Here is an 18589-nt window from a genome sequence, read left to right as displayed (position 1 = left end):
GCGCGCTCTGCCCGGTTCACTCGCTGTTTCTACTGCGGCAGAGCGCGGCTGCCGCGAAACCGGCGGCAAGCGCGGCGTACACGTAGAACATCGAGCGCTTCGAGAGGTGCGCTTCGAAGCCGGGCGTGAGACGGCTCGGCACCATGTGATAGTCGACGGTATAGGCGACGGCCGCTGTGGTCGCCGCGCCCGCCACGATTTCTGCCACGCCCGCGCGGCGCTTGACGCGGCACTGCCAGCGCTCCAGCAGTCCTTCGAACAGCACGCCCCAGAAAATCGCCGACGCCTGGTGGATCGCGAGACCCGTCAGCGTGAAGCGCGCGCTCAACCCCGTCTCGCTGAATGCGCGGCGCGGCCACAGGCAATGGGTGACTGCGTTGAGCGGCGCGTACGGCGTGCTGCCGTCGGCGCGCGCCCGCGCGGCGGCCGTGACGGCTGCGGCGCCGCCCGCCGCGGTGCCCGACACCATCGCGCGGCAGATGAGATTGACGATGTGATTCATCAGCTTGCTCCCGATCCGTGCGCGGAATCCTCGAGGCCGTGGCCGGCCTTTCGCTCGACCAGATAGCAGCCGCGCTCCACGCCATCGCGCAATGCCTCGGCGTGCGTCGTCCATTCGGGGGTGACCGGTTCGACGTCGGGCAGCGCGAAGGGTTTGCCATCAACTGACGCCTCGATGTGCGCGACCCACGCGCCACGGTCGTTCTGCTTCGCGCTGACCACGATGTCCACGCCGCGATGCGTGACGCGCATGGTGCCGTCGCTGTGCGTCTCCAGGTCCGTGCTGCGGAAATCCGTGCGTGCCATGCGTGCCTCCAGAGTGTTGCGAGGTGTTGCGAGTGTTTCGCGCGACAGGTCGCGCGATCCGCCGTGTGCGGATGCATTGTCCGATATGCGGGTACAGCAACAGATGTGCCGTGCTGTGGCACGTGCATTGCTGTCCGCGAGGTTCACACCCCGACTTCAAAACGATTCGGATAGCGACGTGAAAAGCACATCGGACGGTATTCACATCGGCATTTCGGGCTGGCGCTACAAAGGATGGCGCGGGACGTTCTATCCGAAAGGCCTGAAGCAGGCGAGCGAGTTGCAGTACGCAGCGGGCCTCATGCAGACAATCGAAATCAACGGCACGCACTACAGTCTGCAATCGCTCGACAGCTGGCAGCACTGGTACGCCGAAACGCCGCCCGGCTTTGTGTTCAGCGTGAAAGGCGCGCGCTACCTGACCCACCTGCTGCGCTTTCGCGACGAAACGGCCACCGTCGCGTGCGCGAATTTTTTCGCGCAAGGACTGCTCGCGCTAAAGGACAAACTCGGGCCGATACTGTGGCAATTCCCACCATCGTTGCGCTTCGACCCGGAGCACATGGAGCGTTTTCTGAGCCTGCTGCCGCGCGACACCGAAGCGGCGCTCGCGCTTGCGCAGCAGCACGACCAGCGCGTGAAAACGCCGTACGTGCAGATCGACCGCAAGCGCAAGTTGCTGCATGCGGTGGAAGTGCGTCATGAGAGCTTTGTCGATCCGGCATTTGTGAGGCTGCTGCGCCGTCACAAGGTGGCGCTGGTCGTGTCCGATTCGACCGAAGCCTGGCCGCAGTTCGAGGACCTGAGCGCGGGCTTCGTCTATATACGGCTGCACGGCACCGAAACCAGATATTCCGGCGAGTACTCGGATGCATCGCTCGAACGCTGGGCGCGCAGAATCGAGGCATGGAGCCGCGGCTCGCAGCCCGCCGATGCGCGTCTAGCCGCACCGCAACTACAGCCGCCTCGCGCGCAAACGCGTGACGTGTACTGCTATTTCGACAACGACGCAAAGACGAACGCGCCATTCGACGCACAACGGTTGATGGAGCGCCTCGGGCTGCACGCGCACGAAGCGGCGGCCTGATAGAACGCCGAACCTCGCTTATTTGCGCCGTTGCGCGAGCTTCTTCGCGTCCTGCAACGCGGCGACAATCGCCGCATACGCGCGCTGGCGCGTCTCGGGGTCCGGCGCGCGCAAAGCGAACGACGGGTGATACGTCGCGACCACCAGACGGTCGCCATGTTCGACTACCTTGCCGATCGAATCCTGCAAACGCGATTTGGGATCTTCCAGCACGGCCTTTAACGCAGTGGCCCCCAATGCCACGATCACATGCGCGCCCACGCTTTCAAGCTCCCGGTCGAGCCAGTAGCGGCAAGCGTCCACCTCACGTTGTGCCGGCGTTTTATGCATGCGGCGCTTGCCGCGCGGCGTCCATTTGAAATGCTTGACGGCGTTGGTCACATACACTTCCTTGCGCGCGACGCCTGCCTCGGCGAGCGCGTCGTCGAGCAACGCGCCGGCTGGTCCGACAAACGGCAGGCCGGCCAGATCCTCCTTGTCGCCTGGTTGCTCGCCGACCATCATGATCGGCGCACGGCGCGGGCCCGCGCCCGGCACGCCTTGGGTCGCGTTGGCCCACAGCGGGCAGCGGCGGCAATCGTCGAGCGTTGCGGGGTGCTGGTCGGGATCGACCTCGGGGCTGGCAGGGCTTTCGCCTTCTGCCGGTGGAGTGCCTTTGGATGTGCGCCGGGTAGTGGCCATGATTCGTCGCTTTGCACTTCTCGCTTGTGGATGGGGCGTGTGACGGATACCGAGGAGAAGCAAACCTCGTTCCGGCCGGGCGCGCTGCTTGCAACGTCACAGCCAGGCGCGCAATGTGCTTGAAGATAGGCCCCGCTGATGGTCTCGCGGCAGCGGCGCACTGAGCGTGCGCTACTGTCCGGGTCGCTGTCGGCGGCCCATCGGGGCGCACGGTAAGTTTTTCACGGCAGGCTGCCGGCGCCATGAGCCGAAACCACAAGGAGAAAAACGATGACCCTGCTTATCTACCTGGTCGGATGGATCATTTTTATCGGCGGCGTGGCTTGGGGATTGATGGCGCTGCATGTCGCACAGCATGTCATTGCGATCGTGGCTGTGATTCTGCTCGGTATCGCGGTCATCACCGGTGCGACGCGAGCGCGCAATCGCGACCGCTCGTAGCACGATGCGTGTGCCTGCGCGCGCCGGATGCAAGCGCGCGGGCAAGCCGCCGTGCGTGGATCGCCAGCAGCCCCCAGTTCGAGTTGACGATCTGCGTGGTCCATGCGGTCGACGCTTCGCCGCGCGCCCAATAGGCCTTGAAGCGCTCCGCGCCGACACCGAAGTCGAGGTCGAAGCCGTTGTCGAACGCCCACTTAACGCATTGCTCGACCGCGATCAGGCCCGGGCAGCAGCGTCCGTAGTATGGATCGTAGCCGGCGAAAATCGCGCTCGCCCAAGGGTTGCCCAGACTGACGATAATCCCCGCAACCGGCGCGTCGTTCAGCGTAACGACGATGAGGCGCGCCATCGACGGCACCTCCGTCGAATGAATCAGCTTGCCGAGAAACACCTCGAACTCGGCTGAGTCGAGCCAGACACTGCGCTTGCCGACACGGTCGCTCCAGCTGCGCTTGCAGTTGAACATCCATTCGATGATCGACGCCGTCTCGCTTTGCTCGGCGGGATCGAGCACGCGCACGGCCACCGTGCCTTCCTTCGACAGACGTTTGACGAAGGTGCCGGGCCGCTTGCCGAACAAGGTGCCAAGGGACCGGCAATATTCGTCCCACGTGCCCTGTCCGCGCAAGCGCGCGGCCGACGCCTTATGCGCCTCGGCAAACAGCACCCGTCGTTCGCGCGAAACGAGCGTGTGCAGATGAAGCGTCTCGCGAACATAGGGCATGTGGATGAAGTCCGCGCCGCAGCGCCGGCGGGCAGTGTTCCATGCGCCTTCGATAAGTGCCGTGGCCGACGCGTTGTCCGCTACTAGCACACTCGTGTAGTCGCCGCCTTCGGGCCCGAGCGGCACGACGTAGGTCCATAGCGCGCGCTTGACGGCTTCGAGCGGCCACACCATTACGAGCTGCCCGTCCTCGCGGCCGACGATGCATCTGAGCAGACGTCCGTGCGGCTTCGACACATGCCGCCATGCAAGCCAGCAATAGCTGAACGACTGATAGTAGTGACCTTGTGCGCGCGTCCACAGTGCATCCCATTCGGTCTGCAGCGCGCGAAATTGCGTTTCGTCGGCGATCACGTCGTAGCGCCGCGCGCGAGGCGTCGTCTTGTTCATACCTTCTCACAGGGTGCGGATCCGCTGGCCGCTTTCTTGTATCGGTCATCGTGCGCGACGTGGCCACGGGGCCGCGGCGCAGCGCAAACCCGCTCGCGCAGGCGTGACGACGAGCATGCACCTCACGCGTTGCGGCGTGTGTGCGCGGCCGCACGCTTGACCGTTCATGCGTGAGAGCAATGGCGATGAGCGCGCGGCACACGGCCAGGGACCATTTCGCTTCTGCTGCTAAGAATCGGCCAAATGCTTCGTTGCTCCCGGCATGCCGGATGCCGTACCGTTGCCGGATTGCGCATTGCGCGCGCGCCTCAATACGGAGAACCCATGTCCTCGTCTTTCCCGCACGACAACCCGCCGCATGCGCGAGGCATTGCCGACGCCGCGCAGCTTTTCGACGACAGTGCACTCACGCGCCGTTTCGCGCCCGTATTCGAGCGGATCGCGCAAGGCGCGGTGCATCGGGAACGGCAGCGCGAGCTTGCCTACGATCCCGTCGAGTGGTTGCGCGAAGCCGGCTATACGAAGCTGCGCGTGCCCACCGAATACGGCGGCGAAGGCGTCTCGTTCGGCGAGTTCCTCGCTCTCGTCACGCGCCTCGGCGAAGCAGACTCGAATCTGCCGCAAATTTTGCGCGTACACGGCGGCTTCATCGAATCGCTGCTGGAATATGGCGACGACGCCTTGCGCGACCGCTGGCTGACCCGCGTCGCGCAAGGGCAGATAATCGGCGGCGCCGTGGCCGAGCGGACCGCCGTCACGAGCAACAGCGTGCGTCTTACGCAAAGCGACGGCACATGGCATCTGGACGGCGAGAAGTACTACACAACGGGCACGCTCTACGCGGACTGGGTAGACGTAACGGCGCACGATGGACAGAACGACGTGCGTGTGCTCGTGAAGACGGACACGCCCGGCCTCGAGCGTATCGACGACTGGGACGGCTTCGGTCAGCGCCTGACGGGCAGCGGCACCGCGCGCTTTAATCATGTGCCGGTGGCGCCCGAGAACATGTACCGGCGCTACGACGCGTCGGCGCCGCGCCGCCACAGCGTGCTCACCTCGTACTATCAGGCGCTGCACGTGGCGAATCTCGCGGGCATCAGCCGGGCCGCGCTGCGCGATGCGGTCGCCTTCACGCAAGGCAAGACGCGAACCTTCGGAATCCCAGGCGAATCCAGTCCGCGTGACAATCCGCTCGTGCAGCGCGTGATCGGCAGACTGGCGAGCCTCGCTTATTCCACGCAAAGCATTACTGCATCACTCGCGCGCGCCATCGACGAAGTATTGATAGCGCGGCAGCAAGGCCGCACGACGGAAGAGACTTATTTCCGCCTCGACATTCAGACCTTCCAGGCGCAGCAGATCGTCATCGAGCAGACCTTGCAGGCCGCCACGCTGCTCTTCGAAGTGGGCGGCGCTTCGGCGACCAGCGAAACGCGGCGCTTCGACCGCTACTGGCGCAATGCCCGCGTGCTCGCATCGCATAATCCGGCCATCATTCGCGAGGCCGCCATCGGCGACTTCTATCTGAATGGCAATCCGCACAACGAACGCTTTGGCATAGCACGGCCGGCAGCCGCGGCAGCCTGACACACAGGGCTCCGGGCTGGGTCCTCATGTGGCACAGTAGCGTCAGTGCATGCGCATCGCGCGCGGCAATCCACTGCCCTGACCAGTCCCATGAAGAATCTGCCAGCCTACGAGCCGCCGGTCGACGAACAGCAGCTTTTGCTGAAATGGATCCGGCGCGCGCGCGAATCCCAGATGAGTCATTACGACATGGCGGACCTGCTGTCCGCGCGCGACCGTCAGATGGGCTGGCTCGTCACCGTGCTAGCCGCGTTCGTGGGGACGGCTGTGTTCGCATCGCTGAACACGAGCGGGGTTTCGTTCGAAATCAGGCTGCTTGTCGGGCTCGTGAGCGTGGTCGCCGCTATCTCTTCGGCGCTGCAAACGTATCTGCGCTATGCGGAGCGCGCGGAAAAACATCGTGCGGCAGGCGCGCGTTATGGAGCGGTGCGGCGGCGGCTCGAATCCATTTTCGCGGGCGACCCCGATGCGCTCGACGGTCACTATCTCACCGCGATTCGCGACGAGCTGGACCGGCTCGCACAAGATTCGCCGAATGTGCCGCCGCGCAACTTTTACCGCACCCAGCGTGCGTTATCCACCGATCCGCGGCGCGGCGCCGACGCCTGAGCGTCGCCTCTCACGCATCCAGGTCGTTTGCGTCGATGCCGAGCTCGGCGGCCATGCGCCGCACGACCGCCTGAAGCCGGCTCACTTCGTCGGCGAGTCTTTTCTGCTCGGCTCTGAGGGCCTCGAACGCGGACAGCGGCACGGTTTCGTCCGCACTGCCGGTGGACTGTGCGAACTCGCTCACGCTCACTTCGCCGCACAATAAATGCATCCAGCGATGTTCGCGCTCGCCCGGCGTGCGAGGCAGCCTGACGACTCGCGGCGGTTCATTGGCGGCGAGTTCATCGAGAAACGCCTCGACCGATGAAATATCGGCAAAGCCATGCAGGCGCGCGCTGTTCAAACGCAATTCAGCCGCCGTCTGCGGGCCGCGCAACAGCAAGGTGGTCAGCAGAGCGGCAGATTGGCTCGGCAAACCGAGCACGCGGTTCATGTTGTGTTCGAAACGCGGCACGCGGCTGCTGCTGCCTTCCATCACGAGGCTCAGCCGTTTCAGACCGTCGAGCGCGGTCAGCACTTCGGCTTCGGTCGCATTCATCACTGGCGAGCGGCCGGTCTTCTGATTGCAGCCCAAGGTCAGCGCATTGAGCGAAAGGGGGTAACTGTCGGGCACGGTGTGCTGTTTTTCGACCAGCACGCCAAGCACGCGCCCCTCGAGCAAGGTCAACGCACGGATCGAGGGACGCGAGGGAACATCGGGAGTGGAATTCATGTGATGTAGCGGATAGGCCGCTGTGGTCGTCAATGAAACGCCTTACCATTGCACAGCGAGGCGGCAGGTTTGTGGTTGTGGCCACTATGATAAACGGCCCACGCGCGTGCGGCGTATCGATCGAAGCGGCGCCTGCGCCGGCGGCACGCTACTGGGCATGCTGCCTGCTTGCCGGTGCGCAATTTGCCGTTATGGAGTTGCGCGTTAGTCATACAGCACGGCTAGCCGCCACAATGCAATCGGCGCAAATTTTTTGCCCGCTATCATCGTGGCGTTCTGCAACTGGGAACCCGCGACTCCTTGATCCAACCGTTATGGCCCACTCGCGCTTTGCCACGCCGCACAACGGCGACTCCGACCACGCAAACGGCGTGCGTCTGAGCGACGACGCCATCGCCGCCGAGGCAATGCGGCGTCTCGCATGGGACGCCGCTGTCCCGAGGCGCACGATCGACGTGGAAGTGCATGACGGCTGCGTCACGCTCCACGGCGAACTGGAGCAGCCTGCGCAAAAGCTCGCGGCGCTCCAAGACGTGACGCGGCTATTCGGGGTGAGCGGCGTGTGCGATCGGCTTGTCGTGAAAGAGGCTTGAGCCTTCGCTCAACTACGCAGCAACGCGCGGCAATGCCTCGCGATCTGTTTCTCTTCTTCGGTATGAATTGCCCTCACCTTGCCGGACGCATCGCCTTCGCGAAGACCCAGAAACGCTAGCCCCTCGCAAATGCGCTTGCGCATTTCCGCGCTGTGCTCGCCGATGCCGCCGGTAAACACCAACAGATCGATACCGCCCAGCAAGGCCGCATATCCGCCGATGGTCTTGCGCACAGCGGCCGCAAACGCATCGAGCGCCAGCGCTGCGTGCGCATCGCCCGCCGCCGCGCGTTGTTCGAGCGCCTGCATGTCGCTTTCGCCATCGGCGTAACCCGCAAGGCCGCTGTGCCGGTTCAGCAGCGTTTCCAGCGCGTCCGCGTCGAGCTTTTCCACACGCAGCAGATACAGCAGCACGCCTGGATCGAGGTCGCCGCAGCGCGTGCCCATCGGCACGCCGCCCGTCGGCGTCATGCCCATCGACGTATCGACCGACTGGCCGTCGCGCAATGCACAGACGCTCGAACCGTTGCCGAGATGAGCGAACACGGCGCGCGGCGGCAGTGTCGCGCCCAATTGCGCGACGAGCGATTCGTACGAGAGCCCGTGAAAGCCGTAGCGAATCACGCCGGCATCCGCATAGCGCCGCGGCAAAGCAAGCTGCGCCGCCCGCGGCGGCAGCGTCGCATGAAACGCGGTGTCGAAGCAGGCAAAGTGCACGGCGCCGCCGAAGATCTGCTGCGCTTCGTCGATCAACGCGAGTGCCGGCGGAATATGCAAGGGCGCGAAATGCACCGCATCCTCCAGGTTGCGGCGCACCTCGGGCGTGAGCCGCTGATGCGTTCGCAAATGCGGCCCGCCATGCACTACGCGGTGCCCGACCGCGGCCGGTTGCGCATGATGCTGCCCGGCAAGCACTGCTGAGAGCTTTTGCAACGCATCGGTTTGCGACTCCAGCACACGATCCTGCTGCACCAGCACACGGCCGTCCGGCGCGGAGATTCGCAAGCTGCCGTCGCCGCGGCCAATGCCTTGCGCGCTGCCTTCGAGCAGCAGCGACTCGTCGCCGTCCGCGCGCGCGAACAGTCCAAACTTCAGCGACGACGATCCGCTGTTCAGCACCAGAATAGTTTGCGGCGAAGCGCCCTCTTTCGTATTCATGACGCGCCTCGCTCAGTCTTGCCACGTCCAGTTGCGGATTTCTTCCTTGTCGATGCCCTCAGCATGCGCATAGGCGAGATGCTCGATGATCTGTCCGCGCAGCCATTCCTTCGCGTGATCGCCGACACCGCGCAGCTTCGGCACGCGGTCGATCACGTCGATAGCCAGCGAAAAACGGTCCACCTGGTTGATGATCGCAAGTTCGAGCGGCGTGTTGATGTTGCCCTTCTCGTGATAGCCATGCACATGCAGATTGTCGTGATTGGTGCGGTTATAGGTCAGCTTGTGAACCAGCGAAGCATACGAATGAAAATTGAAAATCACCGGCTTGCTCGTGGTGAACAGCGAATCGAAATCGCGGCTCGACAGCCCATGCGGATGCGCATGCTCCGGCATCAAGCGGAACAGATCGACCACATTGACAAAGCGGATCTTCAGATCCGCGAAATGCTGCTTGAGAATCTGCACGGCGGCGAGCGCTTCCATTGTCGCAATGTCGCCCGCGCAGGCGATCACCACGTCCGGCTCGGCGCCCTGGTCGGTCGACGCCCAGTCCCAGATGCCGATGCCCTTCGTGCAATGCGTGACGGCCGACTCCATGTCGAGATACTGCAGATGCGGCTGCTTGTCCGACACGATCACGTTCACGTAGTCGCGCGAACGCAGGCAGTGATCGGCCACGCTCAACAGACAGTTCGCGTCGGGCGGCAGGTAAATGCGCACGACGTCAGGGCTCTTGTTGGTCACCACGTCGAGAAAGCCGGGGTCCTGATGCGTGAAACCGTTATGGTCCTGACGCCAGACGAGCGACGTGATGAGCAGGTTGATCGACGGCACAGGTTGGCGCCAGCCCAGTTCGCGCTTCGCCTTTTCGAGCCATTTGGCGTGCTGGTTGAACATCGAATCGATCACGTGAACGAAGGCCTCGTACGTGGCGAAAAGGCCGTGCCGGCCGGTCAGCACATAGCCTTCGAACCAGCCTTCCAGCGTGTGTTCGCTCAGCATTTCCATCACGCGGCCGTCCGCCGACAACGCGCCGCCGTCCGCGTCGTTCGGCTGCGCGTCGGCGAGCCACGTCTTGTCCGATGCTTCATAGATGGCCGTGAGCTTGTTGCTCGCGGTTTCGTCGGGGCCGAACACCCGAAAGTTGCTCATGTTCCTGCGCATGACGTCGCGCAAAAACGTGCCGAGCACCTGAGTGGGCGACGTATACGCGGACGCCGGCTGCTTCACTTCGACCGCGTATTCGCGAAACGCGGGCATATCGAGCATCTTGCACAGCACGCCGCCGTTCGCATGCGGATTCGCGCTGATGCGGCGCGCGCCCTTTGGCGCGAGTTCGCGCAGTTCCTCGACGAGGCGCCCCGTTTCGTCGAACAGCGACTCGGGCTCGTAACTGCGCAGCCACGCCTCGACCAGTGCGAGGCTCGCCGGGTTGGTCGCCGGATCGGCAATCGGCACCTGGTGCGCGCGCCATGAGCCTTCCACCTTGTGGCCGTCCACTTCTTTCGGACCGGTCCAGCCTTTCGGCGAACGCAGCACGATCATCGGCCAGCGCGGGCGCGTGGTGTCGTTGTTCGCGCGCGCATGCTGCTGGATCGAACGGATTTCGCCGATGCATTGTTCGAGCGTCGCAGCCATCTGCTGATGCATGATCTCCGGCTCGTCGCCTTCGACGAAATACGGTTTGTGGCCGTAACCGGTGAGAAGCGCCTCGAGTTCCTCACGCGGAATGCGCGCGAGCACGGTGGGGTTGGCGATCTTGTAGCCGTTCAGATGCAGCACCGGCAGCACGGCGCCGTCGCGTACCGGGTTCAGAAACTTGTTCGAATGCCACGACGTGGCGAGCGGACCGGTTTCGGCCTCGCCGTCGCCGATCATAACCGCGACAATCAGATCGGGATTGTCGAATGCCGCGCCGTAGCCGTGCGACAGGCTGTAGCCGAGTTCGCCGCCTTCGTGAATCGAGCCCGGCGTCTCCGGCGTGCAGTGCGAGCCGATGCCGCCGGGAAACGAAAACTGCCGGAAAAAGCGCTGCATGCCGGCTTCGTCTTCGCTGCGGTCCGGATAGATTTCCGAGTAATGTCCCTCCAGATAGCTGTGCGCGAGCGTGGCAGGCGCGCCGTGCCCGGGGCCGGAAATGTAGATCACGTTGAGGTCGAGCTTCTTGATGAGCCGGTTCAGATGCACGAGCAGGAAGCTCTGCCCAGGGTCCGAGCCCCAATGCCCCAACAGACGATTCTTGATGTGCCCGGGCGCGAGCGGCTCGCGCAGCAATGGGTTGTCTCGCAGGTAGATCATGCCGGCGGACAGGTAGTTGCACGCGCGCCAGTAGCGATCCATTTTGCGCAGCGTGTCGGGATCCAGGGTTTGCGGCGGGGCGGAACGGGAGGTTGCTTCAGCCATGGCGTCACTCCTCGTAAGGACTGTCAGGCAGGTTGGCGGGCGTTGCGAAGCTCGGCCGATGAACGTCATGCGCACGACATGACAGGCGTGTAGCGCGAAAGGCCCGGTGCAGGAGCTTTTGCCGTCGAGCGTCGGTCGTCAGCCGTGTGACCGGATGCGCGCATCATGGTTCGTGAAAAGTCGGCGCCAAGCTTGATCGCGCTCAAGAGTCGCCGGCGCCGCGCGGGGCGCATCCGGCTGCAAGTCCTGCGCCAGGCAGGCTGCACGTATCCGGCGAAACGCTTAAGCTGTGCAATGGGGCTGCGGGTTCGGGTTACTCGCCCTTAACCATACACATTGATCATGTCGACATCCAACCGTCTGAAAGCACCGCTCGTTCTTCTTCTCACGCTCGTGCTGCTATGTGCGGGCGTGGCCGTGCTGGTCGGCGTGTTCGGCCTGCTCGTGAAGCTGTTCGGCCACCTCTGACCCGGCACGCTGTGCGCGTCCGCGGCGCAAACTGTGTATGCTGCCGGTGTTCATGCGCGAAGCCGCGCAGCATGCCTGCAAGGAGATTTCATTGACGAATCCGGCCGACTCCTCTCCGCCCTCCGGTCAACCTGTCGACCCGCAATTGATCGAACTCGCGCAACAGGTGTTCGATCTCGCGCGCCGTGGCGACGCCGCGATGCTCGCCGCCGTGATCGAAAAAGGGGTGCCGCCGAATCTGCGCAACGACAACGGCGACAGTCTGCTGATGCTCGCGAGCTATCACGGACACGTGGACGCCGTGCGCACGCTGCTCGAACGCGGCGCCGATCCGGACCTGCGCAACAACAACGGTCAAACGCCTATCGCGGGCGCGGCGTTCAAGGGCTTCGACGCCGTGATCCAGACTCTGCTCGCGCATGGCGCCGATGTAGAGGGCGCCTCGCCCGACGGCCGCACGGCGCTGATGGTGGCCGCCATGTTCAACCGCACCGCGATCATGGACTTGCTGATCGCGCACGGCGCGAATCCGGATGCTCGCGATGCCACCGGCGCCAGCGCCCTGGATGCCGCCCGAAGAATGGGCGCGGTGGATGCGCAGGCGAAACTGGGTAACGCCTAGGTCTTTTCGGCCAGCAGCGTCTTTATATCGAGTTGCGCGAGATCGCCGATCCGCTCGACAGTCACGTCCGCTGGCGGATTGCTCAGTATCTCCTTCGGATCCAGCGCGTAATGGCCCTGGCGCGGAAATACCGTGGTGAGCCTGCCGCCCCAGGCTTTTTTCATTGCAGTGAGAATCCGCAGTTTGTCGTCGACCATCACATAGTGGCGCGCCGGGTAGCACTCCATCACCTGGTCGAGCATCAGTTCCTTGTGAATGTAGATCAGCACCCGGCCTTCGACCTCTTCCCACAAGCCCGAGCGCGCGACCTTGCGCGGCTGGAATACCACGTCCCCGTCCGACAGAATCACCGTGGGTCCGTACTGGCCCACGTGGCGCAACGCGTCGAGCGCGCCTGGATAGAGCCGGTTCGCAAACGGATAGTCGATCAGGAAAGACGACATCAGCAACAGGCGCGTGTCCCGCGGATGCTCCGTGCGATAGCGCTGCAATGCGCCGAGATAGTCCGCGTAGCCGAGTTCGCTGCGTAGCTGCTCGAAGATTTCCCAATAGCGTGTGCTGTTGTCGGTGCCGAACTCGCGCATCATGTGGGCGCGCAAATCCGACAGCACGTGATCGTTGTCGAGCAAGGTGTTGTCGCAATCGAACAGGAACACGACGTCGTGCGACGTAGTGCTCGCGGCCGTGCTTGTGGTGACTTGTGCAGCTGGCATGTGCGGCTCCGTGGATTGTGCGGTGCGGTGAGCTGGCGAACGATCAACCCTGCGGACCTGGCGGCGCCTCGGCGGGCTTCTCGACATGGCCGCCGAAGTCGTGACGCATGGCCGACAGCACGCGGTTTGCGAAGTCCGCTTCGCCGCGCGAACTGAAACGCCCGAACAGCGCGGCGCTGAGCACAGGTGCGGGCACGCCTTCGTCGATGGCCGCCGCCATCGTCCAGCGCCCTTCGCCCGAATCGGATACGCGGCCTGCGTAGTGCTGAAGATCGGCGTCGCCGGCCAGTGTGCCTGCAATCAGGTCGAGCAGCCACGAGCCGATCACGCTGCCGCGCCGCCACACTTCAGCGATATCGGCCAGATTCAGATCGTATCGATACAGCTCGGGGCGGCGCAGCGGCGACGTCTCGGCGTCCGCGTCGCGTGGGTGCTTGCCGGCGTCGGCGTGACGAAGAATGTTGAGTCCCTCGGCATACGCGGCCATCAGGCCGTACTCGATGCCGTTGTGGACCATCTTGACGAAGTGCCCCGCGCCGAGCGGACCGCAATGCAGGAAGCCCTGCTCCGCCGTACCGTTGCCGGGCGTGCGCCCCGGCGTGGCGGGCGCGGCAGCCGCGCCTGGCGCGAGCGTCGCAAAGATCGGCTCGAGCCGCTGCACAACCTGCGCCTCGCCGCCGATCATCAGGCAATAGCCGCGCTCGCGCCCAGCGACGCCGCCGCTTGTGCCGACGTCCACGTAATGCAGCTGGCGCGCGGCAAGCTCGGCGCCGCGGCGAATGTCGTCGTGATAATAGGAATTGCCGCCGTCGATCACGATGTCGCCGGGCTCGAGCAGCGGCACCAGCTTTTCCAGCGTGCCGTCGACCACCGCGGCGGGCACCATCAGCCACACCGCGCGCGGCTTGTCGAGCCGGGCAACGAGGTCCTCCAGCGACGACGCGCCGCTTACGCCCTCTTGCGCCAGCCGCTCGACGGCGGCGGGCTGAACGTCATAGACAATGCACTGCTGACCGCCCTTCGTGAGGCGCCGCACCATGTCGGCACCCATGCGTCCCAATCCGATCATGCCTAGCTGCATTTCAACGCTCCCGAAAGTGCCTCGTGATGCTGCGTGGTTTTAGTCAGATGTCGATGTTGCGCTTGTTCGATTTTTCGCTTGTTCGCTTCTTGCGGGTTGTATTCATTGTGTATCGCGCGGAGGTGCGGGCGCGGTATGGTCGCATCGGCTGCGTCTGACCGCGTGTGTCCCGACAACGATACGCCTCATTGCAGAGGTTGTGAGCGGCGTAAAGTTCCCTTTGCCCCGGTTCGTCCAGCTCGCCCGCAACCTGGCGTGAGGCGCAGGCGATGCGTTGCGGCTCGATCAAGGCTCGCGCCCCGGCGCAGCGAGCGCTGCATCAAAGCTCTCGCCCGCGGGCACCGCGAGCGCCTGCATCCAGGCCTACGCCCACGGCACCGCAAGCGCCTGCATCCAAGGCCTACGCCCACGGCACCGCAAGCGCCTCCATCAAAGCTCACGCCCCCGCCGCACCGAACGCCTCGCCCTGAAATTGCCGTACTGCGTGAGCGCAAAGCGCCGCACGGCTCGCCACATAAGCGGATAGCGATAACCCGGCACGGCAAACAGCACGAGCGCGCACAGCGCGAGCAGGCCGCAGAAGAGAAAAGTGCCGCGATAGCCGAATGCCTGCACCAGCAAGCCGGATAACACGCCTGACAGAATCGAGCCGACCCGCGCCGCGTTGAAGAAGAGCGCCGTGGCGCGGCCAGGCGCGTGCGGCATCAGGTCCTGCACGTAGGTCATGCCGAGGCACGAGGTCACAGCGACCACGAACGCGTTGAGAATCTGCATTGGAATCAGCACATGCACGTTTCCCGCAAGCGACATCGCCACGAAGTACGCTGCGTGGACCGCCGCGCATGCCGCAAGCCAGTTCGGCTTGTGCAGCCTGGAAGACTTGGCGCCGAGCGCGAGCATCATTGGAATCTCGGTCAATGCGCCGAGGCCGAGCATGACGGATACGTCCAGATGCGTGCCTTCCAGACCATGCACGATGTAGAGCGGCAACACGATCATCGTGGCGTTCGCGGCGAGCCCGAGCAAGGTCAGCGCAGCGACGGCGCGGCCGATATCGTTCGCCGATGCAACGCCGGGCAGGTCCTCGTGCGCATCCGGCCCGGGCTCCCTGAGCGGCGGCACGGTGATGGACGCCGACGGTTCCGACGCGGTGTCCTCCACGGTGTGATCGCCGAGATGCCCTTGCGGCTCCCGCATGCGCCAGACAATGGCGGCGCACGCCGCGAAGCTCGCGGCGGCGAACAGGAACAGGCCGGTGAAACTGGTCGCCGCGAGCACCAGCGCGCCCACGGAAGGCCCAAACACCCAAGCCGCCGAGAGAATCGTGCGCAACGTCGCACTGGCAAATACGCGCTCGGCCGCGTCGGGCACGGGCAGCGCGGCGCGGCTGAACGAGAAGACCATCGAAATAGCAGAGCCGCCGGCGCCGATAAACACAATGCCGACCATGAGCAATAGCCGGTAATCGCGCACCACGCATAAACACAGATAACCGAGGGCGGCGAGCACGAGCGCGACAAGCAGCAACGGCCGATGCCGTCCGCTTGCATCGCTCCAGCGGCCTGCGAAGGTGCTGGCGAGCACGCCGCTCGCCGCAATCAGCGTCATGAAAACGCCGAGCCGGAACGGCGTCATGCCGGCGCGCTCCACGCCGAACAGCGACAGGTACGGCGCAGTGAACGACATGGCCACGCCGAGCATCAGCGTGGCGGCGGCAAGCGGCTTGAAGCCGGGAATGTGCAGCAGACCAAAAAAACGCGAGTTTTTCAACACGGGCGGCGGTGTGCTCTGAAGAAGCGAGCCTGCGCGGCGTGGCGCGTCGGGCAAGCTTCGTGGCGGGAATGAACGGGGCATTATCGACCGCTCGTGCGGGCGCGTAAAGCCGCGGGGGCGCATCCCAAATTCGCACGACGCGATTCGGGGTTGCGCGATCGCCATTAAGACAAGAGTCGCGACAGGCGCGCATGCGATCGTTGTCTCGCGTGCCACATCGACAATGTCCGCTGCCCGGCCCCCCCGAACCAATAGCTGGTACTCTTATCAAACCAACGTGCAGCGCGTGTCGAGGGCAGCGCACCGTCGCCTTCACACGTCCACGCGCATCACTCAACCCGCAGCGGAGCATGCATGGCAACCCGGAGACCCTATTCCACCAACGCCCCCACGCGAGCCGAAATCGACGCCTTGCCGGGCGCTACCGTTATCGAGTTCGGCACGGACTGGTGCGGCTACTGCCAGGGCGCACAGCCTTCCATTGCAAAGGCTTTCGAAGCGCATGCGGGCGTGAGGCACCTGAAAATCGAAGACGGCCCCGGCCGCCCGCTCGGCCGCTCGTTCAAGGTCAAACTGTGGCCCACGCTGATCTTCATGCGCGACGGTGCTGAAGTGGCGCGCATCGTGCGCCCCACCAGCGTCGAGCAGATCACGGACGCGTTCGCGTCGCTTTAACTGGAGGCGAGTGCGCTTTCATCATGAGGCAGGCCATCCATCATCTGAGCGTCAAGGCGCGCACTCGCGGGCTCGTCGAGTTCACCGACGAAGCCCGCCGTTTCGTCGCGGCACAGCAGATCGAAACCGGCTTGCTGACGCTCTTTTGCCGCCACACGTCGGCATCGTTGCTGATTCAGGAAAATGCGGACCCGTCGGTTCAGCGCGATCTGGAGCGCTACTTCGCGAACCTCGCGCCCGAAGGCGAGCAACGCTACGAGCACGACACCGAAGGTCCCGACGACATGCCCGCGCATCTGCGCACCGCGTTGACACAAGTGCAATTGAGCGTGCCCGTCGAGCATGGGCAGATGGTGCTCGGCACATGGCAAGGGCTGTATCTGTTCGAGCATCGGCGTCATACGCAGCATCGCGACATCGTGTTGCATCTGATCGGCGAATAGGCCGAACCGGAGCGCTCAGGCACGCGCCGCGACCATATGATTTCTTCCGCAACCGGAACAAAGGGAGTGCATCTCATGGACACCCGTAGCGAACTGCAAGCCACCGTCGACGCGATGGTTCAGCCCGGCAAGGGTCTGCTTGCCGCCGACGAAAGCGGCCCGACCATCGCCAAACGCTTCAGGACAATCGGCATCGAGTCGACAGAAGAAAACCGCCGCGCGTATCGCAACCTGCTGCTTAGCACGCCGGGACTCGGTGAATACGTGAGCGGCGTCATTCTTTACCAGGAAACGCTCGGCCAGAAAGCCGACGACGGCACGCCGTTCGCAGAACTCGCCGCCAGAAACGGCATCGTGCCCGGCATCAAGGTCGACCTCGGCAAGATCGCGCTCGCGCATGCTCCGGGCGATGAAATCACCGAAGGCCTCGACGGCCTCGCGCGGCGCTTTGTCGATTACAAGCAGCAAGGCGCGCGCTTCGCAAAGTGGCGCGCGGTCTACAACATCGCGGCGAATCTGCCGAGCCGTCTCGCAATCGAAGCGAACGCCGACTCGCTTGCACGCTATGCGGCGATCTCGCAGGAAGCGGGCATCGTGCCGATTGTCGAACCCGAAGTGCTGATGGACGGCGATCACACCATCGAGCGCAGCGCCGAAGTCACCGAGGCAGTGCTACACGAGGTGTTTCACGCGCTGCACCGGCACCGCGTGGTGCTCGAACATATTCTGCTGAAGCCGAGCATGGTGCTCGCCGGTTCGGAAAGCGCGCGGCCATCGTCCACCGCGGATATCGCGGCTTACACGCTGCGGATTCTGAAACGCACCGTGCCTCCGGCGGTGCCCGGCATCGTGTTTCTGTCTGGCGGACAATCGCCCGAGGAAGCGACCGCCAATCTCGACGCAATGAATCGCCTGGGACCGCTGCCCTGGAATCTGAGCTTCTCGTATGGACGCGCGTTGCAGGAACCGCCGTTGCAAGCCTGGAAAGGCGCGGCGGCTCATGTAAAGGAAGCGCAGCAGGCGCTGCTCAAACGCGCGCGTCTGAACAGCGCCGCGGCGCTCGGCAAATACGACGCAGCGCAGGAAAAACAGAGCTAGCAGGCTGCGTCAGCCGAGGCAACAGCACGGTGTACGTGAGTGAAGCGCGCACGGCGCTTCACTCACGAACCATCGCAAACCGTGCGCGAACCGCACACGAACATCAGGCGTTATTTGCCCTTCGTGTCGCTGCTCGCGTTGGCGCCAGGCATATTGGTGCTGTCGTTGGCGGGTTTCATTGTCTTCGACGACTTCGACGAATGCTTCTTCATCTTCGAATGCGAGGTCGCGCCGGGTGCCTGCATGTCGCCCCCTTCGCGTGTCGACGTATTCGCGCCAGCGCCCGTGCTCGGGTCGTTGCCGGCCGGACCGCCGCCGGCACCACCGCCGGAGCCGCCCGCGCCTTGCGCCATCGCAAGCGATGAAGCGGCGAGCAGTGTGGAAACAAGCAATGCCTTCTTGATCTTCATGAGTGTTCTCCTGTCGGGATGAAAGCGCAATGGAAGCGGATTGCGCACGCAGGCAGGCTGCATGCGCATGCCTCATCAGGAGTTCAGCAAGGGCTGTGCCGCGCTCGTG

At 64.2% G+C, this 18589-nt stretch carries 21 protein-coding genes; 10 read left to right on the top strand and 11 right to left on the bottom strand.

The window, feature by feature from the left end; translation table 11 throughout:
* Positions 1-16: 16 nt before the first annotated feature.
* Both A3AC_RS0104565 and A3AC_RS0104560 read right to left on the bottom strand, forming a co-directional pair.
* On the bottom strand, positions 17-502 hold the full coding sequence (locus A3AC_RS0104565; RefSeq protein ID WP_025597632.1) for a hypothetical protein: 486 nt from the start codon (positions 500-502) through the stop codon (positions 17-19).
* Complete coding sequence (locus A3AC_RS0104560; protein ID WP_025597631.1) at positions 502-807, bottom strand: DUF6566 family protein; 306 nt, start codon at positions 805-807, stop codon at positions 502-504. The genes A3AC_RS0104565 and A3AC_RS0104560 overlap by 1 nt, the downstream gene beginning before the upstream one ends.
* A 178-nt stretch (positions 808-985) precedes the next feature.
* Between A3AC_RS0104560 and A3AC_RS0104555 the strand changes: the two genes are divergently transcribed.
* On the top strand, positions 986-1894 hold the full coding sequence (locus A3AC_RS0104555; protein WP_025597630.1) for a DUF72 domain-containing protein: 909 nt from the start codon (positions 986-988) through the stop codon (positions 1892-1894).
* An 18-nt stretch (positions 1895-1912) separates the two neighbouring features.
* Here the strand turns inward: A3AC_RS0104555 and A3AC_RS0104550 are convergent, their stop codons facing one another.
* Positions 1913-2575 carry a UdgX family uracil-DNA binding protein gene (locus A3AC_RS0104550; protein WP_025597629.1) on the bottom strand — a complete coding sequence of 221 codons (663 nt, stop codon included), beginning with the start codon at positions 2573-2575 and terminating at the stop codon, positions 1913-1915.
* 270 nt (positions 2576-2845) lie between these two features.
* On the opposite strand from A3AC_RS0104550, the gene A3AC_RS30610 reads away from it, so the two are divergent.
* On the top strand, positions 2846-3016 hold the full coding sequence (locus A3AC_RS30610) for a hypothetical protein (protein WP_198017965.1): 171 nt from the start codon (positions 2846-2848) through the stop codon (positions 3014-3016).
* Here the strand turns inward: A3AC_RS30610 and A3AC_RS0104540 are convergent.
* Positions 2976-4130 (bottom strand): GNAT family N-acetyltransferase, encoded by a 1155-nt coding sequence (locus A3AC_RS0104540; RefSeq protein WP_025597628.1) that lies wholly within the window; start codon positions 4128-4130, stop codon positions 2976-2978. The two genes, A3AC_RS30610 and A3AC_RS0104540, sit on opposite strands and share 41 nt — an antisense overlap.
* 324 nt (positions 4131-4454) lie before the next feature.
* Between A3AC_RS0104540 and A3AC_RS0104535 the strand changes: the two genes are divergently transcribed.
* The gene (locus A3AC_RS0104535) at positions 4455-5720 is read left to right on the top strand and encodes an acyl-CoA dehydrogenase family protein (protein ID WP_025597627.1); all 1266 of its coding nucleotides are present in this window, start codon (positions 4455-4457) and stop codon (positions 5718-5720) included.
* Positions 5721-5810: 90 nt separating this feature from the next.
* The gene (locus A3AC_RS0104530) at positions 5811-6329 is read left to right on the top strand and encodes an SLATT domain-containing protein (RefSeq protein WP_025597626.1); all 519 of its coding nucleotides are present in this window, start codon (positions 5811-5813) and stop codon (positions 6327-6329) included.
* A gap of 10 nt (positions 6330-6339) precedes the next feature.
* Here A3AC_RS0104530 and A3AC_RS0104525 read toward each other — a convergent pair whose 3' ends face one another.
* A complete protein-coding gene (locus A3AC_RS0104525) occupies positions 6340-7041 on the bottom strand; it encodes a YceH family protein (RefSeq protein ID WP_025597625.1) in 702 nt (233 codons plus the stop codon).
* A gap of 314 nt (positions 7042-7355) precedes the next feature.
* Between A3AC_RS0104525 and A3AC_RS0104520 the strand changes: the two genes are divergently transcribed.
* Entirely contained in the window at positions 7356-7634 is a 279-nt protein-coding gene (locus A3AC_RS0104520; RefSeq protein WP_025597624.1) for a BON domain-containing protein, read from the top strand.
* An 8-nt stretch (positions 7635-7642) separates the two neighbouring features.
* Here A3AC_RS0104520 and A3AC_RS0104515 read toward each other — a convergent pair whose 3' ends face one another.
* Together A3AC_RS0104515 and A3AC_RS0104510 are read right to left on the bottom strand one after the other, a co-directional pair.
* The gene (locus A3AC_RS0104515) at positions 7643-8791 is read right to left on the bottom strand and encodes an acetate/propionate family kinase (protein ID WP_025597623.1); all 1149 of its coding nucleotides are present in this window, start codon (positions 8789-8791) and stop codon (positions 7643-7645) included.
* Positions 8792-8803: 12 nt separating this feature from the next.
* The gene (locus tag A3AC_RS0104510; protein WP_025597622.1) at positions 8804-11197 is read right to left on the bottom strand and encodes a phosphoketolase family protein; all 2394 of its coding nucleotides are present in this window, start codon (positions 11195-11197) and stop codon (positions 8804-8806) included.
* 342 nt (positions 11198-11539) lie between these two features.
* On the opposite strand from A3AC_RS0104510, the gene A3AC_RS31155 reads away from it, so the two are divergent.
* Both A3AC_RS31155 and A3AC_RS0104500 read left to right on the top strand, forming a co-directional pair.
* Positions 11540-11665: a hypothetical protein gene (locus A3AC_RS31155; protein WP_269663223.1), complete on the top strand. Its 126-nt coding sequence runs from the start codon at positions 11540-11542 to the stop codon at positions 11663-11665.
* 91 nt (positions 11666-11756) lie between these two features.
* Positions 11757-12287, top strand: a complete 531-nt coding sequence (locus tag A3AC_RS0104500; protein WP_025597621.1) for an ankyrin repeat domain-containing protein — start codon at positions 11757-11759, stop codon at positions 12285-12287.
* Here A3AC_RS0104500 and A3AC_RS0104495 read toward each other — a convergent pair.
* The 3 genes from A3AC_RS0104495 to A3AC_RS0104480 all read right to left on the bottom strand — a co-directional run bounded on the left by A3AC_RS0104495 (position 12284) and on the right by A3AC_RS0104480 (position 15854).
* Entirely contained in the window at positions 12284-13000 is a 717-nt protein-coding gene (locus A3AC_RS0104495; protein ID WP_025597620.1) for an HAD family hydrolase, read from the bottom strand. The two genes, A3AC_RS0104500 and A3AC_RS0104495, sit on opposite strands and share 4 nt — an antisense overlap.
* Positions 13001-13043: 43 nt before the next feature.
* Entirely contained in the window at positions 13044-14081 is a 1038-nt protein-coding gene (gene gnd, locus A3AC_RS0104490) for a phosphogluconate dehydrogenase (NAD(+)-dependent, decarboxylating) (protein ID WP_025597619.1), read from the bottom strand.
* Between the two features lie 429 nt (positions 14082-14510).
* On the bottom strand, positions 14511-15854 hold the full coding sequence (locus tag A3AC_RS0104480; protein WP_025597618.1) for a sugar efflux transporter: 1344 nt from the start codon (positions 15852-15854) through the stop codon (positions 14511-14513).
* A 354-nt stretch (positions 15855-16208) separates the two neighbouring features.
* Between A3AC_RS0104480 and A3AC_RS0104475 the strand changes: the two genes are divergently transcribed.
* The 3 genes from A3AC_RS0104475 to A3AC_RS0104465 all read left to right on the top strand — a co-directional run bounded on the left by A3AC_RS0104475 (position 16209) and on the right by A3AC_RS0104465 (position 18070).
* Entirely contained in the window at positions 16209-16529 is a 321-nt protein-coding gene (locus tag A3AC_RS0104475) for a thioredoxin family protein (protein ID WP_025597617.1), read from the top strand.
* Positions 16530-16552: 23 nt separating this feature from the next.
* Positions 16553-16972 (top strand): secondary thiamine-phosphate synthase enzyme YjbQ, encoded by a 420-nt coding sequence (locus tag A3AC_RS0104470; protein WP_025597616.1) that lies wholly within the window; start codon positions 16553-16555, stop codon positions 16970-16972.
* Positions 16973-17047: 75 nt separating this feature from the next.
* Positions 17048-18070, top strand: a complete 1023-nt coding sequence (locus tag A3AC_RS0104465) for a class I fructose-bisphosphate aldolase (protein WP_025597615.1) — start codon at positions 17048-17050, stop codon at positions 18068-18070.
* Positions 18071-18180: 110 nt separating this feature from the next.
* Here A3AC_RS0104465 and A3AC_RS0104460 read toward each other — a convergent pair whose 3' ends face one another.
* Positions 18181-18480, bottom strand: coding sequence for a hypothetical protein (locus A3AC_RS0104460; RefSeq protein WP_025597614.1), 300 nt, complete (start codon positions 18478-18480; stop codon positions 18181-18183).
* Between the last annotated feature and the right edge of the window lie 109 nt (positions 18481-18589).

It is taken from the genome of Burkholderia sp. WSM2230, assembly GCF_000472445.1.
Lineage (GTDB): Bacteria > Pseudomonadota > Gammaproteobacteria > Burkholderiales > Burkholderiaceae > Paraburkholderia.
Note: the sequence above shows the minus strand (reverse complement) of the source record. Positions and strands in the feature narration are given on the sequence as shown.